This window comes from Pseudalgibacter alginicilyticus, assembly GCF_001310225.1.
Classification (GTDB): Bacteria; Bacteroidota; Bacteroidia; order Flavobacteriales; family Flavobacteriaceae; genus Pseudalgibacter; species Pseudalgibacter alginicilyticus.
Genome location: NZ_CP012898.1, coordinates 1,901,950 through 1,920,191, shown reverse-complemented (window position 1 = coordinate 1,920,191; position 18,242 = coordinate 1,901,950). Strand labels below are relative to the sequence as shown.

20 protein-coding genes are annotated in these 18,242 nt (G+C 31.7%); 5 read left to right on the top strand and 15 right to left on the bottom strand.

Annotated elements, in window-relative coordinates; genetic code table 11:
* Positions 1–89 precede the first annotated feature (89 nt).
* Positions 90–821, top strand: a complete 732-nt coding sequence (locus APS56_RS07985) for a metallophosphoesterase family protein (protein WP_054726986.1) — start codon at positions 90–92, stop codon at positions 819–821.
* A gap of 3 nt (positions 822–824) precedes the next feature.
* On the opposite strand, the gene APS56_RS07980 is transcribed toward APS56_RS07985, so the two are convergent.
* The 13 genes from APS56_RS07980 to APS56_RS07925 form a co-directional block, all read right to left on the bottom strand.
* A complete protein-coding gene (locus APS56_RS07980; protein WP_236778477.1) occupies positions 825–1,535 on the bottom strand; it encodes a TIGR04283 family arsenosugar biosynthesis glycosyltransferase in 711 nt (236 codons plus the stop codon).
* A gap of 19 nt (positions 1,536–1,554) precedes the next feature.
* The gene (locus tag APS56_RS07975) at positions 1,555–3,114 is read right to left on the bottom strand and encodes a DUF885 domain-containing protein (protein WP_349267975.1); all 1,560 of its coding nucleotides are present in this window, start codon (positions 3,112–3,114) and stop codon (positions 1,555–1,557) included.
* A gap of 7 nt (positions 3,115–3,121) precedes the next feature.
* Positions 3,122–3,367 (bottom strand): hypothetical protein, encoded by a 246-nt coding sequence (locus APS56_RS17245; protein ID WP_349267973.1) that lies wholly within the window; start codon positions 3,365–3,367, stop codon positions 3,122–3,124.
* 6 nt (positions 3,368–3,373) lie between these two features.
* A complete protein-coding gene (locus APS56_RS07970; RefSeq protein WP_054726985.1) occupies positions 3,374–4,093 on the bottom strand; it encodes a DUF547 domain-containing protein in 720 nt (239 codons plus the stop codon).
* A gap of 35 nt (positions 4,094–4,128) precedes the next feature.
* Positions 4,129–5,019, bottom strand: a complete 891-nt coding sequence (locus APS56_RS07965) for a sterol desaturase family protein (RefSeq protein ID WP_054726984.1) — start codon at positions 5,017–5,019, stop codon at positions 4,129–4,131.
* 161 nt (positions 5,020–5,180) lie between these two features.
* On the bottom strand, positions 5,181–5,993 hold the full coding sequence (locus APS56_RS07960; RefSeq protein ID WP_054726983.1) for a purine-nucleoside phosphorylase: 813 nt from the start codon (positions 5,991–5,993) through the stop codon (positions 5,181–5,183).
* Positions 5,986–6,615 (bottom strand): TIGR04282 family arsenosugar biosynthesis glycosyltransferase, encoded by a 630-nt coding sequence (locus APS56_RS07955; RefSeq protein WP_054726982.1) that lies wholly within the window; start codon positions 6,613–6,615, stop codon positions 5,986–5,988. The genes APS56_RS07960 and APS56_RS07955 overlap by 8 nt, the downstream gene beginning before the upstream one ends.
* On the bottom strand, positions 6,608–7,102 hold the full coding sequence (locus APS56_RS07950) for a rhodanese-like domain-containing protein (protein ID WP_054726980.1): 495 nt from the start codon (positions 7,100–7,102) through the stop codon (positions 6,608–6,610). The genes APS56_RS07955 and APS56_RS07950 overlap by 8 nt, the downstream gene beginning before the upstream one ends.
* Positions 7,099–7,926 carry a metallophosphoesterase family protein gene (locus tag APS56_RS07945; protein WP_054726979.1) on the bottom strand — a complete coding sequence of 276 codons (828 nt, stop codon included), beginning with the start codon at positions 7,924–7,926 and terminating at the stop codon, positions 7,099–7,101. The genes APS56_RS07950 and APS56_RS07945 overlap by 4 nt, the downstream gene beginning before the upstream one ends.
* On the bottom strand, positions 7,911–9,245 hold the full coding sequence (locus tag APS56_RS07940) for an SLC5/6 family protein (RefSeq protein ID WP_054726978.1): 1,335 nt from the start codon (positions 9,243–9,245) through the stop codon (positions 7,911–7,913). Before APS56_RS07940 ends, APS56_RS07945 begins: the two co-directional genes overlap by 16 nt.
* A gap of 139 nt (positions 9,246–9,384) precedes the next feature.
* Positions 9,385–10,440 (bottom strand): arsenosugar biosynthesis radical SAM (seleno)protein ArsS, encoded by a 1,056-nt coding sequence (gene arsS / locus APS56_RS07935; RefSeq protein WP_054726977.1) that lies wholly within the window; start codon positions 10,438–10,440, stop codon positions 9,385–9,387.
* Positions 10,441–10,517: 77 nt separating this feature from the next.
* Positions 10,518–10,853, bottom strand: coding sequence for an arsenosugar biosynthesis-associated peroxidase-like protein (locus APS56_RS07930; RefSeq protein WP_054726974.1), 336 nt, complete (start codon positions 10,851–10,853; stop codon positions 10,518–10,520).
* A 190-nt stretch (positions 10,854–11,043) separates the two neighbouring features.
* Positions 11,044–12,672 (bottom strand): sodium/sugar symporter, encoded by a 1,629-nt coding sequence (locus APS56_RS07925; protein ID WP_054726972.1) that lies wholly within the window; start codon positions 12,670–12,672, stop codon positions 11,044–11,046.
* A 151-nt stretch (positions 12,673–12,823) separates the two neighbouring features.
* Between APS56_RS07925 and APS56_RS07920 the strand changes: the two genes are divergently transcribed.
* Genes APS56_RS07920 through APS56_RS07905 form a run of 4 tightly spaced genes read left to right on the top strand, consistent with a single transcriptional unit; the run spans position 12,824 to position 16,942 of the window.
* Positions 12,824–13,816: a GntR family transcriptional regulator gene (locus APS56_RS07920; protein ID WP_054726971.1), complete on the top strand. Its 993-nt coding sequence runs from the start codon at positions 12,824–12,826 to the stop codon at positions 13,814–13,816.
* A gap of 12 nt (positions 13,817–13,828) precedes the next feature.
* Positions 13,829–14,719, top strand: coding sequence for an aldose 1-epimerase (locus APS56_RS07915; RefSeq protein ID WP_054726968.1), 891 nt, complete (start codon positions 13,829–13,831; stop codon positions 14,717–14,719).
* A 33-nt stretch (positions 14,720–14,752) separates the two neighbouring features.
* Positions 14,753–15,898, top strand: coding sequence for a galactokinase (gene galK, locus APS56_RS07910; protein ID WP_054726967.1), 1,146 nt, complete (start codon positions 14,753–14,755; stop codon positions 15,896–15,898).
* A gap of 24 nt (positions 15,899–15,922) precedes the next feature.
* Positions 15,923–16,942 (top strand): UDP-glucose--hexose-1-phosphate uridylyltransferase, encoded by a 1,020-nt coding sequence (locus APS56_RS07905; protein ID WP_054726964.1) that lies wholly within the window; start codon positions 15,923–15,925, stop codon positions 16,940–16,942.
* Positions 16,943–17,006: 64 nt separating this feature from the next.
* On the opposite strand, the gene APS56_RS07900 is transcribed toward APS56_RS07905, so the two are convergent.
* Complete coding sequence (locus APS56_RS07900) at positions 17,007–17,708, bottom strand: sulfite exporter TauE/SafE family protein (RefSeq protein WP_054726962.1); 702 nt, start codon at positions 17,706–17,708, stop codon at positions 17,007–17,009.
* A 1-nt stretch (position 17,709) separates the two neighbouring features.
* Positions 17,710–18,156 carry a FixH family protein gene (locus APS56_RS07895; protein WP_054726960.1) on the bottom strand — a complete coding sequence of 149 codons (447 nt, stop codon included), beginning with the start codon at positions 18,154–18,156 and terminating at the stop codon, positions 17,710–17,712.
* Positions 18,157–18,242 lie beyond the last annotated feature (86 nt).

Genomic DNA, 18,242 nt, shown 5'->3' with positions numbered 1-18,242 from the left:
TAGATAGCTAATGATTATTTTAATCTTAATTTAATGTTATAATTGCCACATTTTTATAGAAAACTTTAATTTTGCCAAAAAATAATTTTATGAGGGTTTTTGCAATTGGAGATATTCACGGAGGATTAAAAGCATTAATTCAGGTGCTTAATAAAATGGAAGTTACAGAGGAAGACACCCTTATTTTTGTAGGCGATTATGTTGATGGTTGGAGTGAATCTGCTCAAGTAGTACAGTTTTTAATAGAATTATCTGAAAAGATAAAGTGTGTATTTATAAAAGGTAATCATGATGTTTGGTGTCAAGAGTGGTTAAAATCTGAAAAGGTAGATTTAACGTGGTACATGCATGGAGGCAAAGAAACTATGGAGAGTTATGTGGGGTTTTCAGATGTAGAAAAAAAAGCCCATTTCCAGTTTTTTAACAGTATGCCATTATATTATTTAGATGATGAAAATAGGCTGTTTCTTCATGCAGGCTTTACATCCATGCATGGTGTTGAAAAAGAAGTTTTTGAAACGACTTTTTATTTTGATAGAACCCTTTGGGAAATGGTGTTAACCATGGATAAAACCCTAACTGAAGATTCTGAAATTTATCCGAAAAGATTAAAACACTACAAAGAAATTTTTATAGGACATACTCCAACAACTAATTTTAATTCAGAATTACCTATGCGTGCTGCTAATGTTTGGAACATAGATACTGGAGCAGCATTTAGAGGGAAATTAACAGGGTTAGAAATAAATACTAAAAAAATATATCAAAGTGATAATTTGCCGTTGTTGTATCCAAATGAAAAAGGCCGAAATAAAGTTTAAAAATTAATAGATATTCTTTTTATAATATAGATAGATATCATCTGCAGAAGCACCAAGCCATTTTTTTACATGAATAATTAAGAAGTGATATTGTATTTTCCAAATACCATGTTTATTATATAATCTGGCTGAAGTTTTTAGTTTTTTATTTATAACAACAAATTGATTTCTAGCATAAAGCTCGTTGATTAAAATATTATCTTCATATATAATATAGCGTTCGTTAAAACCTCCAATAATATTAAATAATGTTTTAGTAATAAACTGGCTTTGGTCGCCTCCACGACAAGCGCGCCAGTTAAATTTTGTAAGCCAACCAGCTAATAGTAGCCACCAATGAGAGCTGTCAAATTGCATTCTAAAACAGCCAGCTTCGTTGCCTTTTTGTACTTCGTTAATGATTAATTCATCAAATTTTTGAGGAGGAAAAGAGTCTGCATGTAAAAAATAAAGGATGTTTCCTGTAGCTGCTTTAGCACCTAGATTCATTTGTTTGGCACGTCCTTTTTCAGAAGTTAATAGAATGATGTTATTATAATTAGAAACTATTTTTTTTGTTTTATCCGTGCTTCCTCCATCTACGACAATTATTTCTGATATGTTTTTATTTGATGAATTTTTAGTGAGATTATTTAACAGGTTGAATATGTTATTGGCTTCATTCAGCGTGGGAATGATAATGGATAATCTATAAGGTGTCTTGTTGATAGCCAATTTTCTAATTTAAATACAATTAGTTTAATTTTAAGAGTATCCATTCTTCTACTAATTCTTCCAAAACATTTAAAGGAACAACGCCATTAGTAAGTACAACGTCATGGAATTCTCTAATATCAAATTTATCTTTTAATTGAGTTTTAGCGTCTTCTCTTAATTCAAGAATTTTGTTCATTCCAATTTTATAGGCTGTAGCTTGCCCTGGCATCACAATATGGCGTTCTACCATTTTTATCGCATCTAATTTGGCATTAGGAGTATTTTCAACGTAAAAGTTAATACTTTGTTCTTTTGTCCATTTTTTATCATGAATACCTGTATCTACTACCAACCTACAGGCTCGCCATAATTCCATGGTTAGACGACCAAAATCTGAATACGGGTTACTATACATGCCAACTTGTTTAGGTAATAATTCAGTATACAAACCCCATCCTTCAGTATAAGCTGTATATTTAGCAAATTTTCTAAACATGGGAAGTTCTTCCATTTCTTGTGCTATGGAAAGCTGCATATGATGTCCAGGAATGCCCTCGTGATAGGCTAAAGCTTCCATTTGATAATTTGGCATGGATTTCATGTCGTATAAATTGGAATAGAAAATACCTGGTCTACTACCATCTGGAGTGCCTCTTTGGTAAAATGCTTTTCCTGTACTTTTTTCCCTGAATGCCTCTACAGCTTTTACTACTATGTCAGCTTTTGGCTTTGTAATAAATAACTCATCTAATTTTGTTTTCATGGTCTCAATCAGTTTTATGGCATCTGCTATGTATGCTTTTTTTCCATCAGGAGTGTCTGGATAATAAAACTGCTCACTTTCCTTCATAAATGTAAAAAAGTCCTGTAGGCTTCCTTCAAACTCTACAGTTTTCATTATAGAACGCATTTCATCATGAATGCGTTTAACCTCACTTAAACCCAATTCATGAATCTCATCTGCAGTCATGTTTGTTGTGGTGGTTCGTTGTAATTTGTTATTGTAAAAAGCCTTACCATCAGGGAATTTCCATATACCAATATCAGTTGTCGCTTGTTCTTTTTGTACGTTTAACAAAGCTATTAACGATGTGTAAGCAGGTTTAACATGGTTGAGTAGTGCTTCATTTGCCTTTTCAATTAGTTCCTCTTTTTCTTCAGTACTCATATCCAATTTATTGACTTTTTTAATAAAATCTTCGATAATAGGACTTGCTGAATTCGTATTGTCAAAAGGAGTGCCTGATATTATATTTCTACAATCGTTAATTACTAACTCAAAAACAAATTTAGGAATCATTATTCCTTTTTCAGCTCTTAGTATGAGCTCATTTTCTAATTGAGAAAACAATATTGAGGTATTTTTTAATCTTGAGATGTAAGCTTCTGCATCCTTAGTATCTGAAACTTTGTGCATATTTATTAAAAATGCAGGTATGTTTGAATGCCATCCAAACATTTGATTTATCGGATAATTATATAAGCGATATTTAAAGTCTGAAATATAATTCTGATAGGTCTCTTTTGCTAATTTGTAACTTAGGGATGTTGTTTTATCTAATAAATCTACATTGATTGAATCGTTTAAATATGCCAATCTGCTTTTAATAACAGCTAATTTTTTTTTTGCGTTTTTTATCTGAAATATCATCCCATTTTCCATAGTTTTCTGTTTTTAAGCCTAATCTTGTTTGTTGCATTGGAGACTCTGCTACATCCTCATCATATGTCTTTTGAAAAAAAGTATTCAGTTTGTCTATTTCAGATTGTGCATTCTGGTTTGAAGTGTTGTTTTTACAAGAAGAAAGGAATAAAAAGGAGGTGATTAAAAGTAAGATATGTGTTTTCATATTTTTTTAGTACGATTCATTTAAGTTCCAATTATAATCTTTAAAACGTTTTTTTGCATTTTTAGATATTCTAATGTCTGAATATTTGTTTAAAAAATCAATCAGAGAGCTGTTTTGTTTAAAATCTTTGGCAAACCATTGAAATATTTTTGAAAGTTCTAAGTTGTTTTCAGAAATACTGTTTTTATTATGATCATTTAAAAATTCATAAGTAGCTTTAGTAAGTTGCTGTTCTATATTTGATGCAATATAAGCTTCATTTTGCAATTTTGGGCATGAAAAGGAAGCACAAACAATAGCGAAATGAATGCGAGGTTCATTCATATTTCTTAAAATATCATGTTCAATATCATTTAAGTTATACCATTTGTTGCCTAATTTCCATAAACGCTGATCCCAAGGTTTGTCTATGTTTTTAATACTTTTTACAGGGTAGTTCTGTAAAATAAGATCTACAGTCAAAGCATTGTATGCATTTATCCAATAGGCAAGTTTTTCGTTTTTGTTCCAAGTTTCGTTAGGTGTGGTATTACTTAAAGTAGTTATATATTGTTGTAATAAGTTTATATTAGATTTAAAGCCTTTATAATTTACCTGGCCATTTTCAGAAACATGCTTTTGAAGTAAGTTATTCCAAATAGAATGATCAAATGTCCTTGCGGTTTTATTTGAACTAAATGCTGAGATTGACAGGATGGTAATCAAAAAATAAAGACCGTATTTCATTTGATAGTGTTTAAGGGTTGGTGCCTAAGTGAAAACTATTTAGGCTTTTTAGATATAGGATATATTTCCTGCCTAAAAAAATCTTTAGGAAAAACGTCATCACCTTCAAAACCTAATTCAATATCCTTCCCGTCATGTGGGATGTAATTTGTTTTAAAAAGATAATCCCAAATACTTAATGTTAGTCCATAGTTCATACCATACCTAACATGTTTAGGTAATTCTTTTACATGATGCCAAATGTGCATTTTAGGGTTGTTTAAAATAAATTTTAAAATACCGTAATCCCATCCTAAGTTGGCATGATTTAAATGCCCTATTACAATGGCAAAAAAATACACAAAAGCAACATCTTTAGCATTGTAGTTCCCAATGATAGCAATGGGAATGTAAAGCAATGATTTGTAAACTACAGGTTCCATCCAATGATAGCGTAAATGTGCGGCAAACCCCATTTCTTTAACAGAATGATGTACTTTGTGAAAGTTCCATAAAAATGGAACCCGATGCAAAAGGCGGTGAGTATTCCATTGTACAAAATCTGATATAAGAAAGAATATTATCAATCCAGCCCATTTAGGTAAATTATTTACATTAAAAAGTTGAAATTTAGTAAGCGATAATCCTATAGTTTTTAATATGTCGTTTAAAATTTCTGCTGCCGTATTTGATAATGCAATCAAAACAATAAGGTTTAATAAAAAGAAATTAAAGAACATATAAAATATATCTAACCAAAAGTCTTTTCTGAAAATAGATTGGTTTTTTCGCCAAGGGAAAATAATTTCCAAAATCCAAACAATAAGTGAAATGGCAATGAGTCCATAAAAATAATTGTCCCAGTGGTTTGGAAAAAGAACTTCATTTTTAAGATAATTCCAATAACCAGAATAGGAGTTTTTTATGATGTTTAAATATTTTTCCATGGGCAATAATGAAATGGCGATTATAGGCTAACAACATCCGCCACAATAAGTTGTTAGGATTGAAATGCGGAACTTTTATGTTTAGCATTTCATATGTCATAAGTAGTTTAGGTTTTATATCATGTGTTTTGTGATTATCTCTATTGCTAATTATAGCATTATTAAATCGTTTTTATTAGTGATTTAAAAAGCGTAATCATGTTTGGTTCTGCTTTGTTTGCCATGGCTATAATTTCTGATATATCAACTGGCTTTAAATTGTTTGGGTCGCATTCATCTGTTAGAACTGACACGGCAGCAACTTTTAGTTTTAGGTGGTTGGCTACTATAATTTCAGGAACTGTACTCATGCCTACGGCATCAGCGCCAATTATTTTTAGCATTTTGTATTCTGCTTTAGTTTCCAGTTGTGGACCTACAACGCTGGCATAAACTCCTTCGTGTAGTTTGATATTGTTAGATTTAGCAATGGCTTTGAATTTAGAATTGATTTGGGTGTTGTAGGGCGCACTCATGTCTGTAAAGCGTTCGCCTAAAAGCGAAACACCTTTAAAGGCAAGAGGAGAGCTTCCTTGGAGGTTGATGTGATCTACAATAAGCATTAATTCGCCTTTTTTAAAATCTAAATTAATGGCACCAGCTGCGTTTGAAACTAATAAGGTTTTAATGCCTAACTTTTCCATAATACGAACAGGAAAAGTGACATCTTGCAAGGTGTAGCCTTCATATAAATGAAAGCGTCCTTGCATTACCACTACTTTTTTGCCTTCTAATATGCCATAAATGAGTTTGCCTTTGTGAAACTCAACGGTGGCTGTTGGGAAATTAGGAATGTGGTTATAGCTTACTTCTTTTAGTATGTCTATTTCATCAATAAGTTGCCCAAGTCCGGTGCCAAGAATGATACCGATTTCCGGGTTTTCAAATCCTTTATCCTGTAAATAGGTTACAGTTTCTTCTATGTACTTAATCATTTAATTGTTGTATTCTTTTTTTTAACGTTTCGTTTGAATGGTAGAAGTTGGATGCTTTTAAGTCTTCAAATGTGTCTATGTCATTTAAGGTTTGTAATAAGCTGTAAGGTATGTTTTTTTGTTGTAATTCGTGGAGTGTGTCTTTTAATAAATGTGTTTGACTCCAAGGTTTGTTTTCAAAAATAAATGGATAGAGCTTGTTGAGCCCGATGAGGTAATAACCACCATCTTCAGCTGGACCAAAAACAACCTCGTTATCATTTAAAGCATTCAGCCCATTTTGAATATGTTTTGAATTGATGTCTGGTAAATCAGAACCTATTAAAACAATACGTTTATAACCATCATCAAAACCTTTCTTGAATGCATTTTTCATGCGTTTACCTAAATCCTCACCTTGTTGAACGGTTTTATAATTGTTTTTCCATTGATTGTCAACAATAGCATCCGAGAAATAAATGCGCTTATCGGTGGTTATGTCTTTAGTAGCTGTTTCAGTAACTTTTACCAGTTCAGTATATACTTCAAAAGCCCCTTGGTTGCCAATGGTTTTTGCTAATCGGGTTTTTACTTTTCCTAATTTTATGTTTTTTACAAAAACAATAATGAGTTCTTTAGTCATATATTTGTATCCCTTTTTTTAGCCATTTATGCCATTTTTTAGAAAATGCATGAATGCTGTCTGTTTCTTTTTCTGAGGTATTGTAAATTGGTAAACTATTATTTTTCCATTCAAAAATACCACCATATAAGTTTTTAACATTTGTGTAGCCTGCTTTTAAGAGACTGTCTGTAATAGATTTTGAACGAATTCCTAATGAGCAATACACAACTATTTTTGTTGTTTTATTGGGAATTTTTTTTTGAACACTATCTATTTTAAAATGATTATACCCAACATGAATAGCTTTTTCTAAATGGCTGATTTTATATTCGTTTTTTTCTCGTGCATCTAATAGAATAAATCTGTTTTGATTTGCAGCTAATGAATCAATGGAAATGTATGGAATACTTTCTATATTGTGTTTTTCTAACAAATTTGAAAGCGTTTTTTGAGCGTGAAGAACTAAAGTTAAACTACCGATTATTGTAAATAATAATATTTTCATAATTGAACACTTAAGCCTTGCAGTCTACTTTCTAATTCGGGTAAAATTTCTGTGTTGTCCCAAATTCCAGTAACTATTGTTTTGGCATATGCTTCGGGTAAAAAGCCGTTTTTCATTAATTTATGAGTTAACGTATAATTATAATTTAAAGTGTAATGTTTAAAGTTAAAAAAATTATTACTATCATCTATAATAACATACCAAACATTTGGAGTGCCATCATTTGCAGGCATTCCAATAACTCCGGGATTTATCCAAAGGTTATCGTTTTCTTTATGGTGAAAAGGTAAACCACAATGTCCACCAATAATTACGTTGCTGTTGGTCGCCTCAAAATTGGGTTGCTTACAATGCCATGGAGTAGATTTAAAAATAAATTGAGATATATTAAAAAAAGACCCATGAACTACTGTTATTTTTTTGTTGGCATATTCAAATTGAATGTGTTCAGGAAGGGTATTTATGAATTCTAAAGATTTTTTTGATAACTGGCTTTGAGCAAACTGATACCATTGTTGAGAAAAACTATCACATCTTGAGCCTTCCTTGAAATCACAACCACAGTTTTTTGCGCCTCTGCGTAACTGAATTTCAACATTCCCAGCAATGCTTCTTGCTTGCCAATGTTTAAAAAACTGTACGGTTTCTTCGGGCTGTGCACAATAACCAACAATGTCACCCGTACAAATACAGTTTTTGGCTGGAATTTGTTCTTTTTCTGCAATTTGTTTTATGGATTCCAAAGCTTGTAAATTGCTATAAATACCACCAAAAAGGAGCACTTTTCCAGATAAGTGCCCTATGTTTTCTATTTTTTTATCCATGAAGGTATAAGGTATAAAATGATGCAACTTAATATTCCCCAAACGTTTACCCATAACAAATCTGCATACTTTCCGTTTGTTAAAATGAGTGCTTTAGGAAAGAGGTCAAGTACTAAAATAAAACCAAAAATTAAACCGCAAATAACACTTAGATAAAAGCTGATTTTATGAGTTTTAATATTCCAAAATAAAAAAATAGGCGTTAAGCCAATCACCATGGTACCCGAAATAGTCGTTGCAGATAAAATGTCGGCGTTTAAAAGTATAGGAAGTGTTCCTAATACAGCAATAATAACCATGGATATACGACCAAAATTTAAGTTTTTACTTACTTTTAAATCGATTGCTAATAATTTTGAAAATGAAGAAAAAGTAGAATCTAAAGTAGATGCAGCAGAGGTAATCATTATGAAATTGATGATTAATAAAATAACAAGGCCAAAGGCTTTACCAACTTCTACAGCAGCTTGTCCAGTAAAGCCTTGTTTTTTGGCATATATTCCAATAATGCTAAAAAGTATAATGGAAAAAGCTCCTAAAAAGCTAGCCCATAAAAAACTTTTTCGAGTTGTTTTTGGAGTAGTTATAAAGGCTCGATCTGTTAAAACAGGATCATGAAAAGGATAACTGAAAGACTGGATAATAGCAGCGAAAAAGAGATTAAGTCCCAATTCAAAACTCCAAGTACCTGATGAAATAACATCGTTAATAGAGAATGTTTCAACCGAAAGTAATGACCATAAGATAACTACAAGTAGTATCGAAAATAATACCATTTGTATGGAGTCGGTAAAAATAGAACTACTAAGACCACCTTTTATAGCGTATGCTAATGTAAGGAGTGTAAATAATATAATAGCTCCAAAGTAGTCCGTGCTGCCTTGTTCTCCAAAATAACTACCAATAACCATGGTGTTACTCCATACTTCATTAAATAACCGAATAGCAATCAAAACGGAAAATAAGGCCATAGCACCTGTTCCAAATTTTGAAGTTAAAAAATGGTGAATGCTATAATAGCCACCATTGACTCTTAGTTTGTAAATTAGTACTCCAGCAACGGCAAACGATAGGTAGTAACCAGCATAAGCTATACCACCAACAATACCAAAACTGAGACCTAAATTTGCAGCATTGGTAATACTTTTTGCAAAAATCCAAGAAATGATTAAACTACCAGTTAGCACTAAAACACTGGGTCTTTTTTTTTGATTTACAGCTTTAAAAAACTGATTGGCTGTTTTTGCCAATGGAGACAACAAAAACAGTACTAAGCTCGATACGATTATTAAAATCCATTGCCAATTAATTATGCTCATTTACAAATCTACTTTTCATCAAATTTTCATCAAAAATATAAGTAATTATTGGAGGCTTCATATTCATAATATTTAGAGATTCTCTAATTTGTTTTTCAGAGATATCTTTAAGAGTGCATCTTTATGTTAAAATATTTTTTTACGCCACAACGCCTTGACAACTGCTGCCTGCACCCGCTGTACATCCATAACAATGTTGAGATATTTCAATGTTTCTACCTTCAAGTAAATTTTCATTGTAATCTGAGATGTGTTTTGATTTACTGTTTACGGGAAGTCCCAGCATTTGATTAAAATCGCAATCGTATAAATACCCGTCCCAACTTACAGATAGTGTGTTTGTGCACATGACATTTGAAACAGCCAAAGGGTTGTAGGCTTCTACTAAGGCGTGCATATAATCTTCGTAGTTTTCGGAGGCTATTAAGTAATCCAAAAAGCGAGCTATTGGTAAATTGGTTATTGTAAATAAATTATGAAACTGAATGCTGAAATCTTCTTTTAAGGCTTTCTTGAAATCTTTTTCCATATCCACTTGGTTGCCAGGTAAAAATGCACCAGATGGATTGTAAACTAAATCCAATCGTAATGAGCTATTTGGCATCCCGTAACCAGTATTGTTTAAATCTTGCAAAGCCTTTATGGAAGCGTCAAACACACCATTGCCACGTTGTTTGTCTGTTTTTCCGCGTGTCCAATGTGGCATGGAACTTACCACATGAACATTGTGTTTTTTGAAAAATTCTGGCAAATCATGGTATTTTTTATTGGCTCTTATAATGGTTAAATTAGAACGAACTATAAAATCTTTTATACCAACTTTTGAAGCTTCGTCTACAAACCATCTAAAATTTGGATTCATTTCTGGAGCACCTCCTGTTAAATCTAATGTATGAGCTCCTGTACTTTTAATGACTTCCAAGCATTGTAGCATGGTTTCTTTTGTCATAATTTCTTTTCGGTCTGGTCCAGCATCTACATGGCAATGTTCGCACACCTGATTGCACATGTATCCTACATTGATTTGTAAAATTTCTAATTTTTTTGCTTTAAGAGGAAATTGGCCAGATTTAGAAATTTTTTCTTTAAAGGTTGGTAAATCGCCATTTTGAAAAATACCATTAGATAGAATTTTTAGTTGCTTGTTGCTGTTTGCTAAGTCGCTTTCGCGTTTATGTAGGGACTTTGTTGTCATATATGGATTTAAGGAATTGCGAATTACAAATGACGTATTGAATTGATTAAAAGTAATTTTATTATCGTAAACTGTTTTTACATTTCAAGTTTGTTTACTTTATTCATCATTTGCACACCGTGGACTAAAGTTGCACCACCTTTAATAGCAGCACCAACATGTAATGCTTCCATCATTTCTTCTTTGGTAATGCCACGTTGTAAGCCGTCTTGAGTATAGGCATCAATACAATATGGGCATTGTTCAGTATGTGCTACCGCTAAAGCAATTAAAGATTTTTCGCGAGCACTTAAAGTTCCTTCTTCAAAGACCCTACTATAGTAATCGAAAAATTTATCACCTAATTCTTGATTCCAGTCACTTATTTTTCCAAATTTTTTGAGGTCAGCAGGGTCGTAATATGTCTTTTGCATAAAATATATTTTTTATAAAGATAAAAATCTATGCCCCTTGAGTCGATAAAAATAATATTACTTAACATAAAATTTGATATCTTTTGTGAATTGTTAAAAAGAAAAGAGCCAAAATATCTTCAATTAATCGAGATATTTTGACTCTTATTGTAACTTGAAATGCTATTAATTCAGTTTTTTTTGATTGTCTTTACCAAAATAGACAATATAGAGTTGCAGTGATAATGCAAATTACTATGGACCCTATATTGAATAAAGGGCTTGTTTTGAATAAATCTTCTGAAAAGTCAATTCCTTTTTCGTCATCTTTACCTTTGTTTTGTAAATAGCTTAAAATGATGATGATTAGCATGGTGAGTAATGCTGTGAGTCCCATTTGATGCATCCAAGGTTCAAGAGCTTCTATTGGAATGTATTTTAAAGCTAAAGCAATTGGTATTGAAAGCAGGGCTCCCCAAATAGCAGCATTGTTAGTCGTTTTTTTCCAGAATAAGCCTAAAATGAAAACAGCTAATATACCTGGACTAACAACACCTGTCCATTCTTGAATAAATTGGAATGCTTGATCTATACCACCTAAAAGAGGTGCCATTATTACAGCAATAATTAAAGCTACGGCAGCAGATATTCTACCAACACTAACGGTGGCTTTATCACTTGCGTTTTTGTTTATATATTGTTTGTATATGTCCATTGTAAAAATGGTGGAAGTAGAATTTAGCATGGATGCTAAAGATGACACAATAGCTGCGGCTAAAGCAGCAAATGCTACGCCTTTAAGTCCTGTTGGTAAAAATTGTAATAACCATGGATATGCCTTATCTGCTTGTCCAGATGAAGGAATACTTAATTGGCCAGCTTGTCCTAAATTAGCCATAATTTCAGGGTCATTTACCATAACATATGCAGCAATTCCAGGCACCACAACAATTAAAGGAATGATAATTTTTAAACCAGCAGCTAATAAAATACCCTTTTGAGATTCTTTTAAAGACTTAGCCGCAAGCGTTCTTTGAATGATATATTGGTTAAAGCCCCAATAGTAAATGTTTGCAACCCATAAACCACCAATTAATACCCATACACCAGGTAAGTTTATATAATTATCGTTTGATTTTTCTAAAATCATATGGAATTTTTCGGGAGCTGCTTCAACAACTTTTGAAAATCCAGATATGATACCTTCTCCACCAGAAACAGTATTTAGTGCTAAATAGGTTGTGGCTAAACCACCTAATACTAAAAATACAACTTGAATGACATCGGTCCAAGCTACTGCAGATAGCCCACCATAAAGAGAATAAGCTGCTGCAAAAAGGGCTAAACCAATAACAGCATAAATCATGTCAAAGCCCATTATAGTTTCAATAGCAAGGCCTCCTAAGTATAAAACGGATGCTAAATTAACAAACACATAAAGGGCAATCCAAAATACCGCAAGAATAGTTTTAAGGTTTGTTGAGAATCGTTTTTCAACAAATTCAGGGATAGTGTATAGTCCTTTTTCAATAAAAATAGGAAGAAAATATTTTCCTACAATTATTAAGGTGATGGCTGCCATCCATTCATAAGATGCAATAGCTAACCCTAAGGCAAACCCAGATCCAGACATACCAATAAATTGCTCGGCAGAAATATTGGCGGCTATTAATGAGGTTCCAATTGCCCACCAGGGTAAAGATTTGCTTGCTAAAAAGTAGTCTTCTGCATTTTTTTCATGGCCATCTTTATCACGAGAAACCCATAATCCTACACCTAAAATTAAAATGGCATATGCAATAAAAACTACATAGTCCCAAAATTCAAATCCATTTGTCATAATAATTGTATTTAGTTTTTTGGTTGTTGATAACAAAATGAATTCAAATATAGATATTTATATTATTTAAAAAAGTATTTTTAACAAAAAAAAACATACCAGTAGGGTTTGGTAGGGTTTTTAAATAGAATATTCTATATTTGTATCGATTATGATTACTATTAAGAAAAAAATAGGGGTACCAAAATACAAGCAGATTATCAATTCTATTGAAGATGCTATATTGTCTGGTGCTTTAAGAAAAGGTGATCAATTACCCTCGGTTAATAGTGTGAGAGATGATTTTAAACTTTCAAGAGATACTGTTTTAATGGCTTTTAATGAGTTGAAAAATAGAGGTATTATACAGTCTATTGTAGGGAAAGGGTATTATGTTGTAAGTGAAGATGTTAGTGTCGTTCAAAAAATATTTTTATTGTTTGATGAATTAAATGCCTTTAAGGAAGATTTATACAATTCGTTTTTGGAAAATTTGGGAGAAAATATTCAAGTAGATATTTATTTTCATCATTTTAATGAGACTATTTTTAGCAAATTAATTAATGATAATACTGGTGATTATAATTATTATATTATCATGCCAGCAAACTTAAAAAACACCAATCGGTTTATAAAAGCACTTCCTAAAGATAAAGTTTATATTTTGGATCAGGTGCATGACGATTTAATAGAATATCCTGCTATTTATCAAAATTTTGAAAAATCTATCTATGATAACCTAAATGATGCACGGTTACTGATTAAAAACTACAGAAAAATGATTTTGGTTTTTTCGGAAGATAAGCAGCCTATAGCTATTCAAAATGGATTTAAAGATTTCTGTGAAAAAAATAGTATTTCTTATGAGATCATAAATGATTTAAAGAATAAATCTCTTGAAAAAGGAGAGCTATATTTAATGCCTGATGATAGAAGTTTGCTAACCTTGATAAAAAAAATGAAAACTGCTAAACTGATTCTTAAAGAAGATATTGGAGCTATTTCATTTAATGATACGTTGCTTAAAGAAATTGTAGAAGGTGGTATAACTACCATATCAACAGATTTTAACGCTATGGGAAAACGCTTGGCAGAAATGATAATAGGAAAAGAACAAGTTAAAATAGAAAACCCACATAGACTCATCATTAGAAACTCGTTGTAATTTTAAAAAAACATGTATCATATAAAACATAATCAAGATTTGCATACTATAGAAATTGAAGATTCTAAAAAGGAAGTATATGCAAAAATTAATTTAAGTGAAGGAGCAAGTTTGTTATTATTAACACTCAGTGGACGTCAAATAATAAAAGATTTATATCCATTAACCTACTCAAATACTTATGCATCTTCAATCTTATTTCCATTTGCAAATAGAATTAAAGATGGAGCCTATACTTTTAAGGGGCAAAATTTTCTATTTGAAATTAATCAAAAGGAAGAAAATAATGCATTACATGGTTTGGTGTATAATAAAATATTTACACTAATAGATGAAAAAACAACAGAGCGCAGTGCATCTGTTATTTTGCAATATGAAGAGTTGAAGGAATCTATAGGATTTCCATACACATTTATCATTCAATTGGAATATACTTTAACAAATAATGGTTTAAGTTTAGGTGTTTCTGTAAAAAACACAAGCACCAAGGCATTTCCATTTACATTAGGTTGGCACCCTTATTTTGATAGCAGTAGTTTATACGATAGTACTTTAGAATTTGAATCAAATAAAAAGTTAATTATAGGGGATAGAAATATAACTACCGGTATAGAAACTATTGAGCCTGTTAGTGTTTTTCAAATAAAAGATAAACAATTGGATGATTGTTATGTTTTAGATTCTAATGAAATCGTTTTTAAAACTCCAGATTATGAGTTGTTCATAAAATCTACTTCTCAAGAGAATTTTTTACAAATGTACACCCCGCCAAAAGCAAATACCATTGCTATTGAGCCAACAACAGGGGTGTCGGATAGTTTTAATAATGAGATAGGTTTGCAGATTTTAAATCCAAATGAAAGTTACAGATTGAGTTGGTCTGTACAAGTTAATAATAAATAATATTCAAATTTTTTGAATTAATGCATATTGAAGATGAATAAAGCAATGATTAATAATATTAAATCGACTTTTAAAAGTAAATTTAGCACAGAACCTTTAATGGTCTTTTCTCCAGGAAGAATTAATATAATTGGTGAGCATACTGATTATAATGATGGTTTTGTATTTCCAGCAGCTATTGATAAAGGGATTGTTGCTGCTATTCAAAAAAGTGATGCCGAAATTTCTACTGCTTTTGCTGTAGATATGAATGAAGGGATAGAATTTTTTCCAGATTCTATTCAACCCTTACATACTGAACATTGGGGCAATTATGTTATAGGTGTTGTTTCTGAAATTCAAAAAAAAGGAATTAAAATAGAAAATTTTGATGTCGTTTTTGGAGGTGATATTCCTGGTGGCGCAGGATTGTCTTCTTCTGCTGCTTTAGAAAATAGCATTGTCGTTGGCTTGAATGAAACTTTTAATTTAGGATTGTCTCGTGAAGAAATGATTTATATATCTCAGAAAGCAGAGCATAATTTTGCAGGTGTTAATTGTGGAATTATGGATCAATATGCTAGTATGTTTGGTATTGAAAATCATGCTTTGTTGTTGGATTGTCGTTCTATTGAAGCAAAACCTTTTAAAATAGATTTTCATGATTATGAATTGATTTTAATCAATACTAATGTAAAACACAGCTTATCTGATAGTGCATATAATGATAGACGTTCTGTTTGTGAATCTATTTCAAAAATGCTAAATATTAAAGCGTTAAGAGATGCAACAGAATCAGATTTATTAACTATTAAGGATCAGGTTTCTGATGAAGATTATCAAAAAGTATTATACGTTGTACAGGAAAATCAACGTGCCGTGGATGCAGGAGCTGCTATGTTGGCAGATGATTTGGAAAAACTTGGGGAATTAATTTTTGCATCACATGAAGGACTTTCAAAACAATATAAAGTTAGTTGTGATGAATTAGACTTTTTGGTTGACTGTGCAAAAGAAAGCGATCAAGTAATAGGGGCAAGAATGATGGGTGGAGGCTTTGGAGGCTGTACTATTAATTTGGTTTCAAAAACAGGTTCTAAATTATTTCAAGAAGCTGTAACTAAAGCTTACAAAAATAAGTTTAATAATGACTGTTCTATTTATGCGGTTTCATTGTCTAACGGAACAGGATTAATATAAAATTGTCAACAATATTTCAATAGAATGAATACAGATTTACAAGATTATTCCCATAAACGATTAAATATTTTAACAGGAGAATGGGTTTTAGTGTCACCACATCGTGCAAAAAGGCCATGGCAAGGGCAGAATGAAGTGGTATCTAATGAAAAAAGACCTTCTTATGATGAAAGTTGTTACCTATGTGCTGGTAACACTAGAATTAACGGTGAAATAAATCCGAATTACCAAGATGTTTTTGTGTTTACTAATGATTTTGCTGCTTTACAAAGCGATTCTAAAACGTTTTTAGTAGAGGACGGTTTGATGGTAGCACAAAGTGAAACTGGAATTTGCAAAGTGATTTGTTTTAGCCCAGACCACTCAAAAAGTTTAGCAGATATGAAACCAGCTGAGATTCAAAAAGTAGTTTTTGCTTGGCAGAGAGAGTTTAAAGAATTGGCACAAAATCCAAATATAAACTACGTTCAGATTTTTGAGAATAAAGGTGCGGTTATGGGCTGTAGCAATCCACATCCACATGGGCAAATATGGAGTCAATCGACACTTCCAAATGAAGTAGACAAAAAAAACACGCATCAATTAAACTATTTCAATAAAAATAATAGTAGCCTTTTAGGAGATTATTTAACACAAGAATTAGAAAAAAATGAACGTATAATTTTTCAAAATAATGATTTTGTTGTACTTGTTCCATTTTGGGCTATTTGGCCGTTTGAAGCTATGATTGTTCCTAAAAAAGTTCAACCAGACATTTTAACTATGTCTGACAATGAAGCTTTAAATTTTGCTGAAGCTATTGCGGTTTTAACCAAGGCTTATGATAAATTATTCAATACATCGTTTCCGTATTCAAGTGGTATACATCAAGCGCCAACCAATGGACAAGCCAACAATCATTGGCATTGGCACATGAGTTTTTATCCACCGTTGTTACGTAGTGCCTCCGTAAAAAAGTTTATGGTTGGTTATGAAATGTTTGGTTCACCTCAAAGAGATATAACTGCAGAAACAGCTGTAAAAATGTTACGAGAATTAATTTAGAATTTTTTGATTTTATAAATTTATTTAAAAGAACGGTTAATTTTTAACGGTTCTTTTTTTTATATCAATGGCACTCAATATCACCAGAAATCATATCGAAAATAGGAGCGGGCGAGAGGTATGGAATCCCTAATCCTAAACCACGAAGGATAAATAAGGCTCCAATAAAAATAACAAAAACAGGAATAGCTTTTTGGATTTTTTGTCTTGCGGTACCTTTTAAAAAATGACTAAAATAAATAGCGGTGGTCATTAATGGTATAGTGCCCAACCCAAAAACAGTCATGTATAAACTACCGCTTAATGCATTGCCACTAGCTACAGCTGCAAAAACAGCCATATAAACTAAACCGCATGGTAAAAAACCATTTAAAAAACCAATAGTTAAAAAAGTGTCAGCTGTTTTTTTCTTTAAAGCACTTCCTAAAGCCGATTTTACTTTTGAAATAAGTTTATATATAGGTTTTGAAAAATTATAATTAGTAAACGTTTTTTGCGGAATTAAAACTACCAAAATCATTAGTATACCAATACCTATTGAGAGTTGTTGTTGAAATCCAAAAAGGGATAAGCTTTTCCCAACCAAACCAAAGATGAGTCCTAAAATACTATAAGATAGTAGTCTTCCTAAATGATAAATAGCAATTTGAGATACCTTTTTTAAAGAGTTTTTTCGATCTACAGGTAGCATAAAAGCAATTGGTCCGCACATTCCAACACAGTGGAAACTACCCAATAGCCCTAATAAAAATGCCGAAACAAGCATGTTAATAAATTATTGATTCTTTAAACAAGTAAGAGTTTCCTTTATATTGCCAGTCAATTTTTATGTTCCAACGACCATCTACCAAACGTTTGTCAGGTATGAGCAAATAAGAATCAGACAATGAGATAGCTGTCTCAAAGTCCAAGTGTTTGTTAGATGGTCTGTATAGGAACACATTTCCAGTAATGTTTTCTAAATCCAAATTACTTGGAAAAAAAATAACTAATCCCTCAGTCGATATTTCGTAACGAATATTTTCTTCTAAATTTTTAGCATTATTTTGCTTGTCAATTTCGTCCTGTAAGGTTAGTTCAGCTCCATAGTAATCTTCTACTACCAATTCGTTAGTAAACCTATCATCAACATTCATTGTTATAACAAAAAACATTATAAATGAAATAAACCCAATAAATGCTAATACAATTCCGGTACCCCAATTAATTTTCATATTTAGTGTTTTTTGTTACTCCCTCCAAAGAGAGATACTTGTTGTTTTTATTTTTTATAGCATTCCCTCGTTACCTTGGTTTTGGG

Bases quoted from the DNA above. Each gene is read 5' to 3' on its own strand.
- APS56_RS07950 (WP_054726980.1), bottom strand. From the start codon at position 7,102: ATGAAAATATTATTATTTACAATAATCGGTAGTTTAACTTTAGTTCTT.
- galK (WP_054726967.1), top strand. From the start codon at position 14,753: ATGAATAAAGCAATGATTAATAATATTAAATCGACTTTTAAAAGTAAA.
- APS56_RS07965 (WP_054726984.1), bottom strand. From the start codon at position 5,019: ATGGAAAAATATTTAAACATCATAAAAAACTCCTATTCTGGTTATTGG.
- APS56_RS07940 (WP_054726978.1), bottom strand. From the start codon at position 9,245: ATGAGCATAATTAATTGGCAATGGATTTTAATAATCGTATCGAGCTTA.
- arsS (WP_054726977.1), bottom strand. From the start codon at position 10,440: ATGACAACAAAGTCCCTACATAAACGCGAAAGCGACTTAGCAAACAGC.
- APS56_RS07945 (WP_054726979.1), bottom strand. From the start codon at position 7,926: ATGGATAAAAAAATAGAAAACATAGGGCACTTATCTGGAAAAGTGCTC.
- APS56_RS07960 (WP_054726983.1), bottom strand. From the start codon at position 5,993: ATGATTAAGTACATAGAAGAAACTGTAACCTATTTACAGGATAAAGGA.
- APS56_RS07920 (WP_054726971.1), top strand. From the start codon at position 12,824: ATGATTACTATTAAGAAAAAAATAGGGGTACCAAAATACAAGCAGATT.
- APS56_RS07895 (WP_054726960.1), bottom strand. From the start codon at position 18,156: ATGAAAATTAATTGGGGTACCGGAATTGTATTAGCATTTATTGGGTTT.
- APS56_RS07905 (WP_054726964.1), top strand. From the start codon at position 15,923: ATGAATACAGATTTACAAGATTATTCCCATAAACGATTAAATATTTTA.
- APS56_RS17245 (WP_349267973.1), bottom strand. From the start codon at position 3,367: ATGAAAACACATATCTTACTTTTAATCACCTCCTTTTTATTCCTTTCT.
- APS56_RS07930 (WP_054726974.1), bottom strand. From the start codon at position 10,853: ATGCAAAAGACATATTACGACCCTGCTGACCTCAAAAAATTTGGAAAA.
- APS56_RS07900 (WP_054726962.1), bottom strand. From the start codon at position 17,708: ATGCTTGTTTCGGCATTTTTATTAGGGCTATTGGGTAGTTTCCACTGT.
- APS56_RS07985 (WP_054726986.1), top strand. From the start codon at position 90: ATGAGGGTTTTTGCAATTGGAGATATTCACGGAGGATTAAAAGCATTA.
- APS56_RS07955 (WP_054726982.1), bottom strand. From the start codon at position 6,615: ATGACTAAAGAACTCATTATTGTTTTTGTAAAAAACATAAAATTAGGA.
- APS56_RS07970 (WP_054726985.1), bottom strand. From the start codon at position 4,093: ATGAAATACGGTCTTTATTTTTTGATTACCATCCTGTCAATCTCAGCA.
- APS56_RS07915 (WP_054726968.1), top strand. From the start codon at position 13,829: ATGTATCATATAAAACATAATCAAGATTTGCATACTATAGAAATTGAA.
- APS56_RS07925 (WP_054726972.1), bottom strand. From the start codon at position 12,672: ATGACAAATGGATTTGAATTTTGGGACTATGTAGTTTTTATTGCATAT.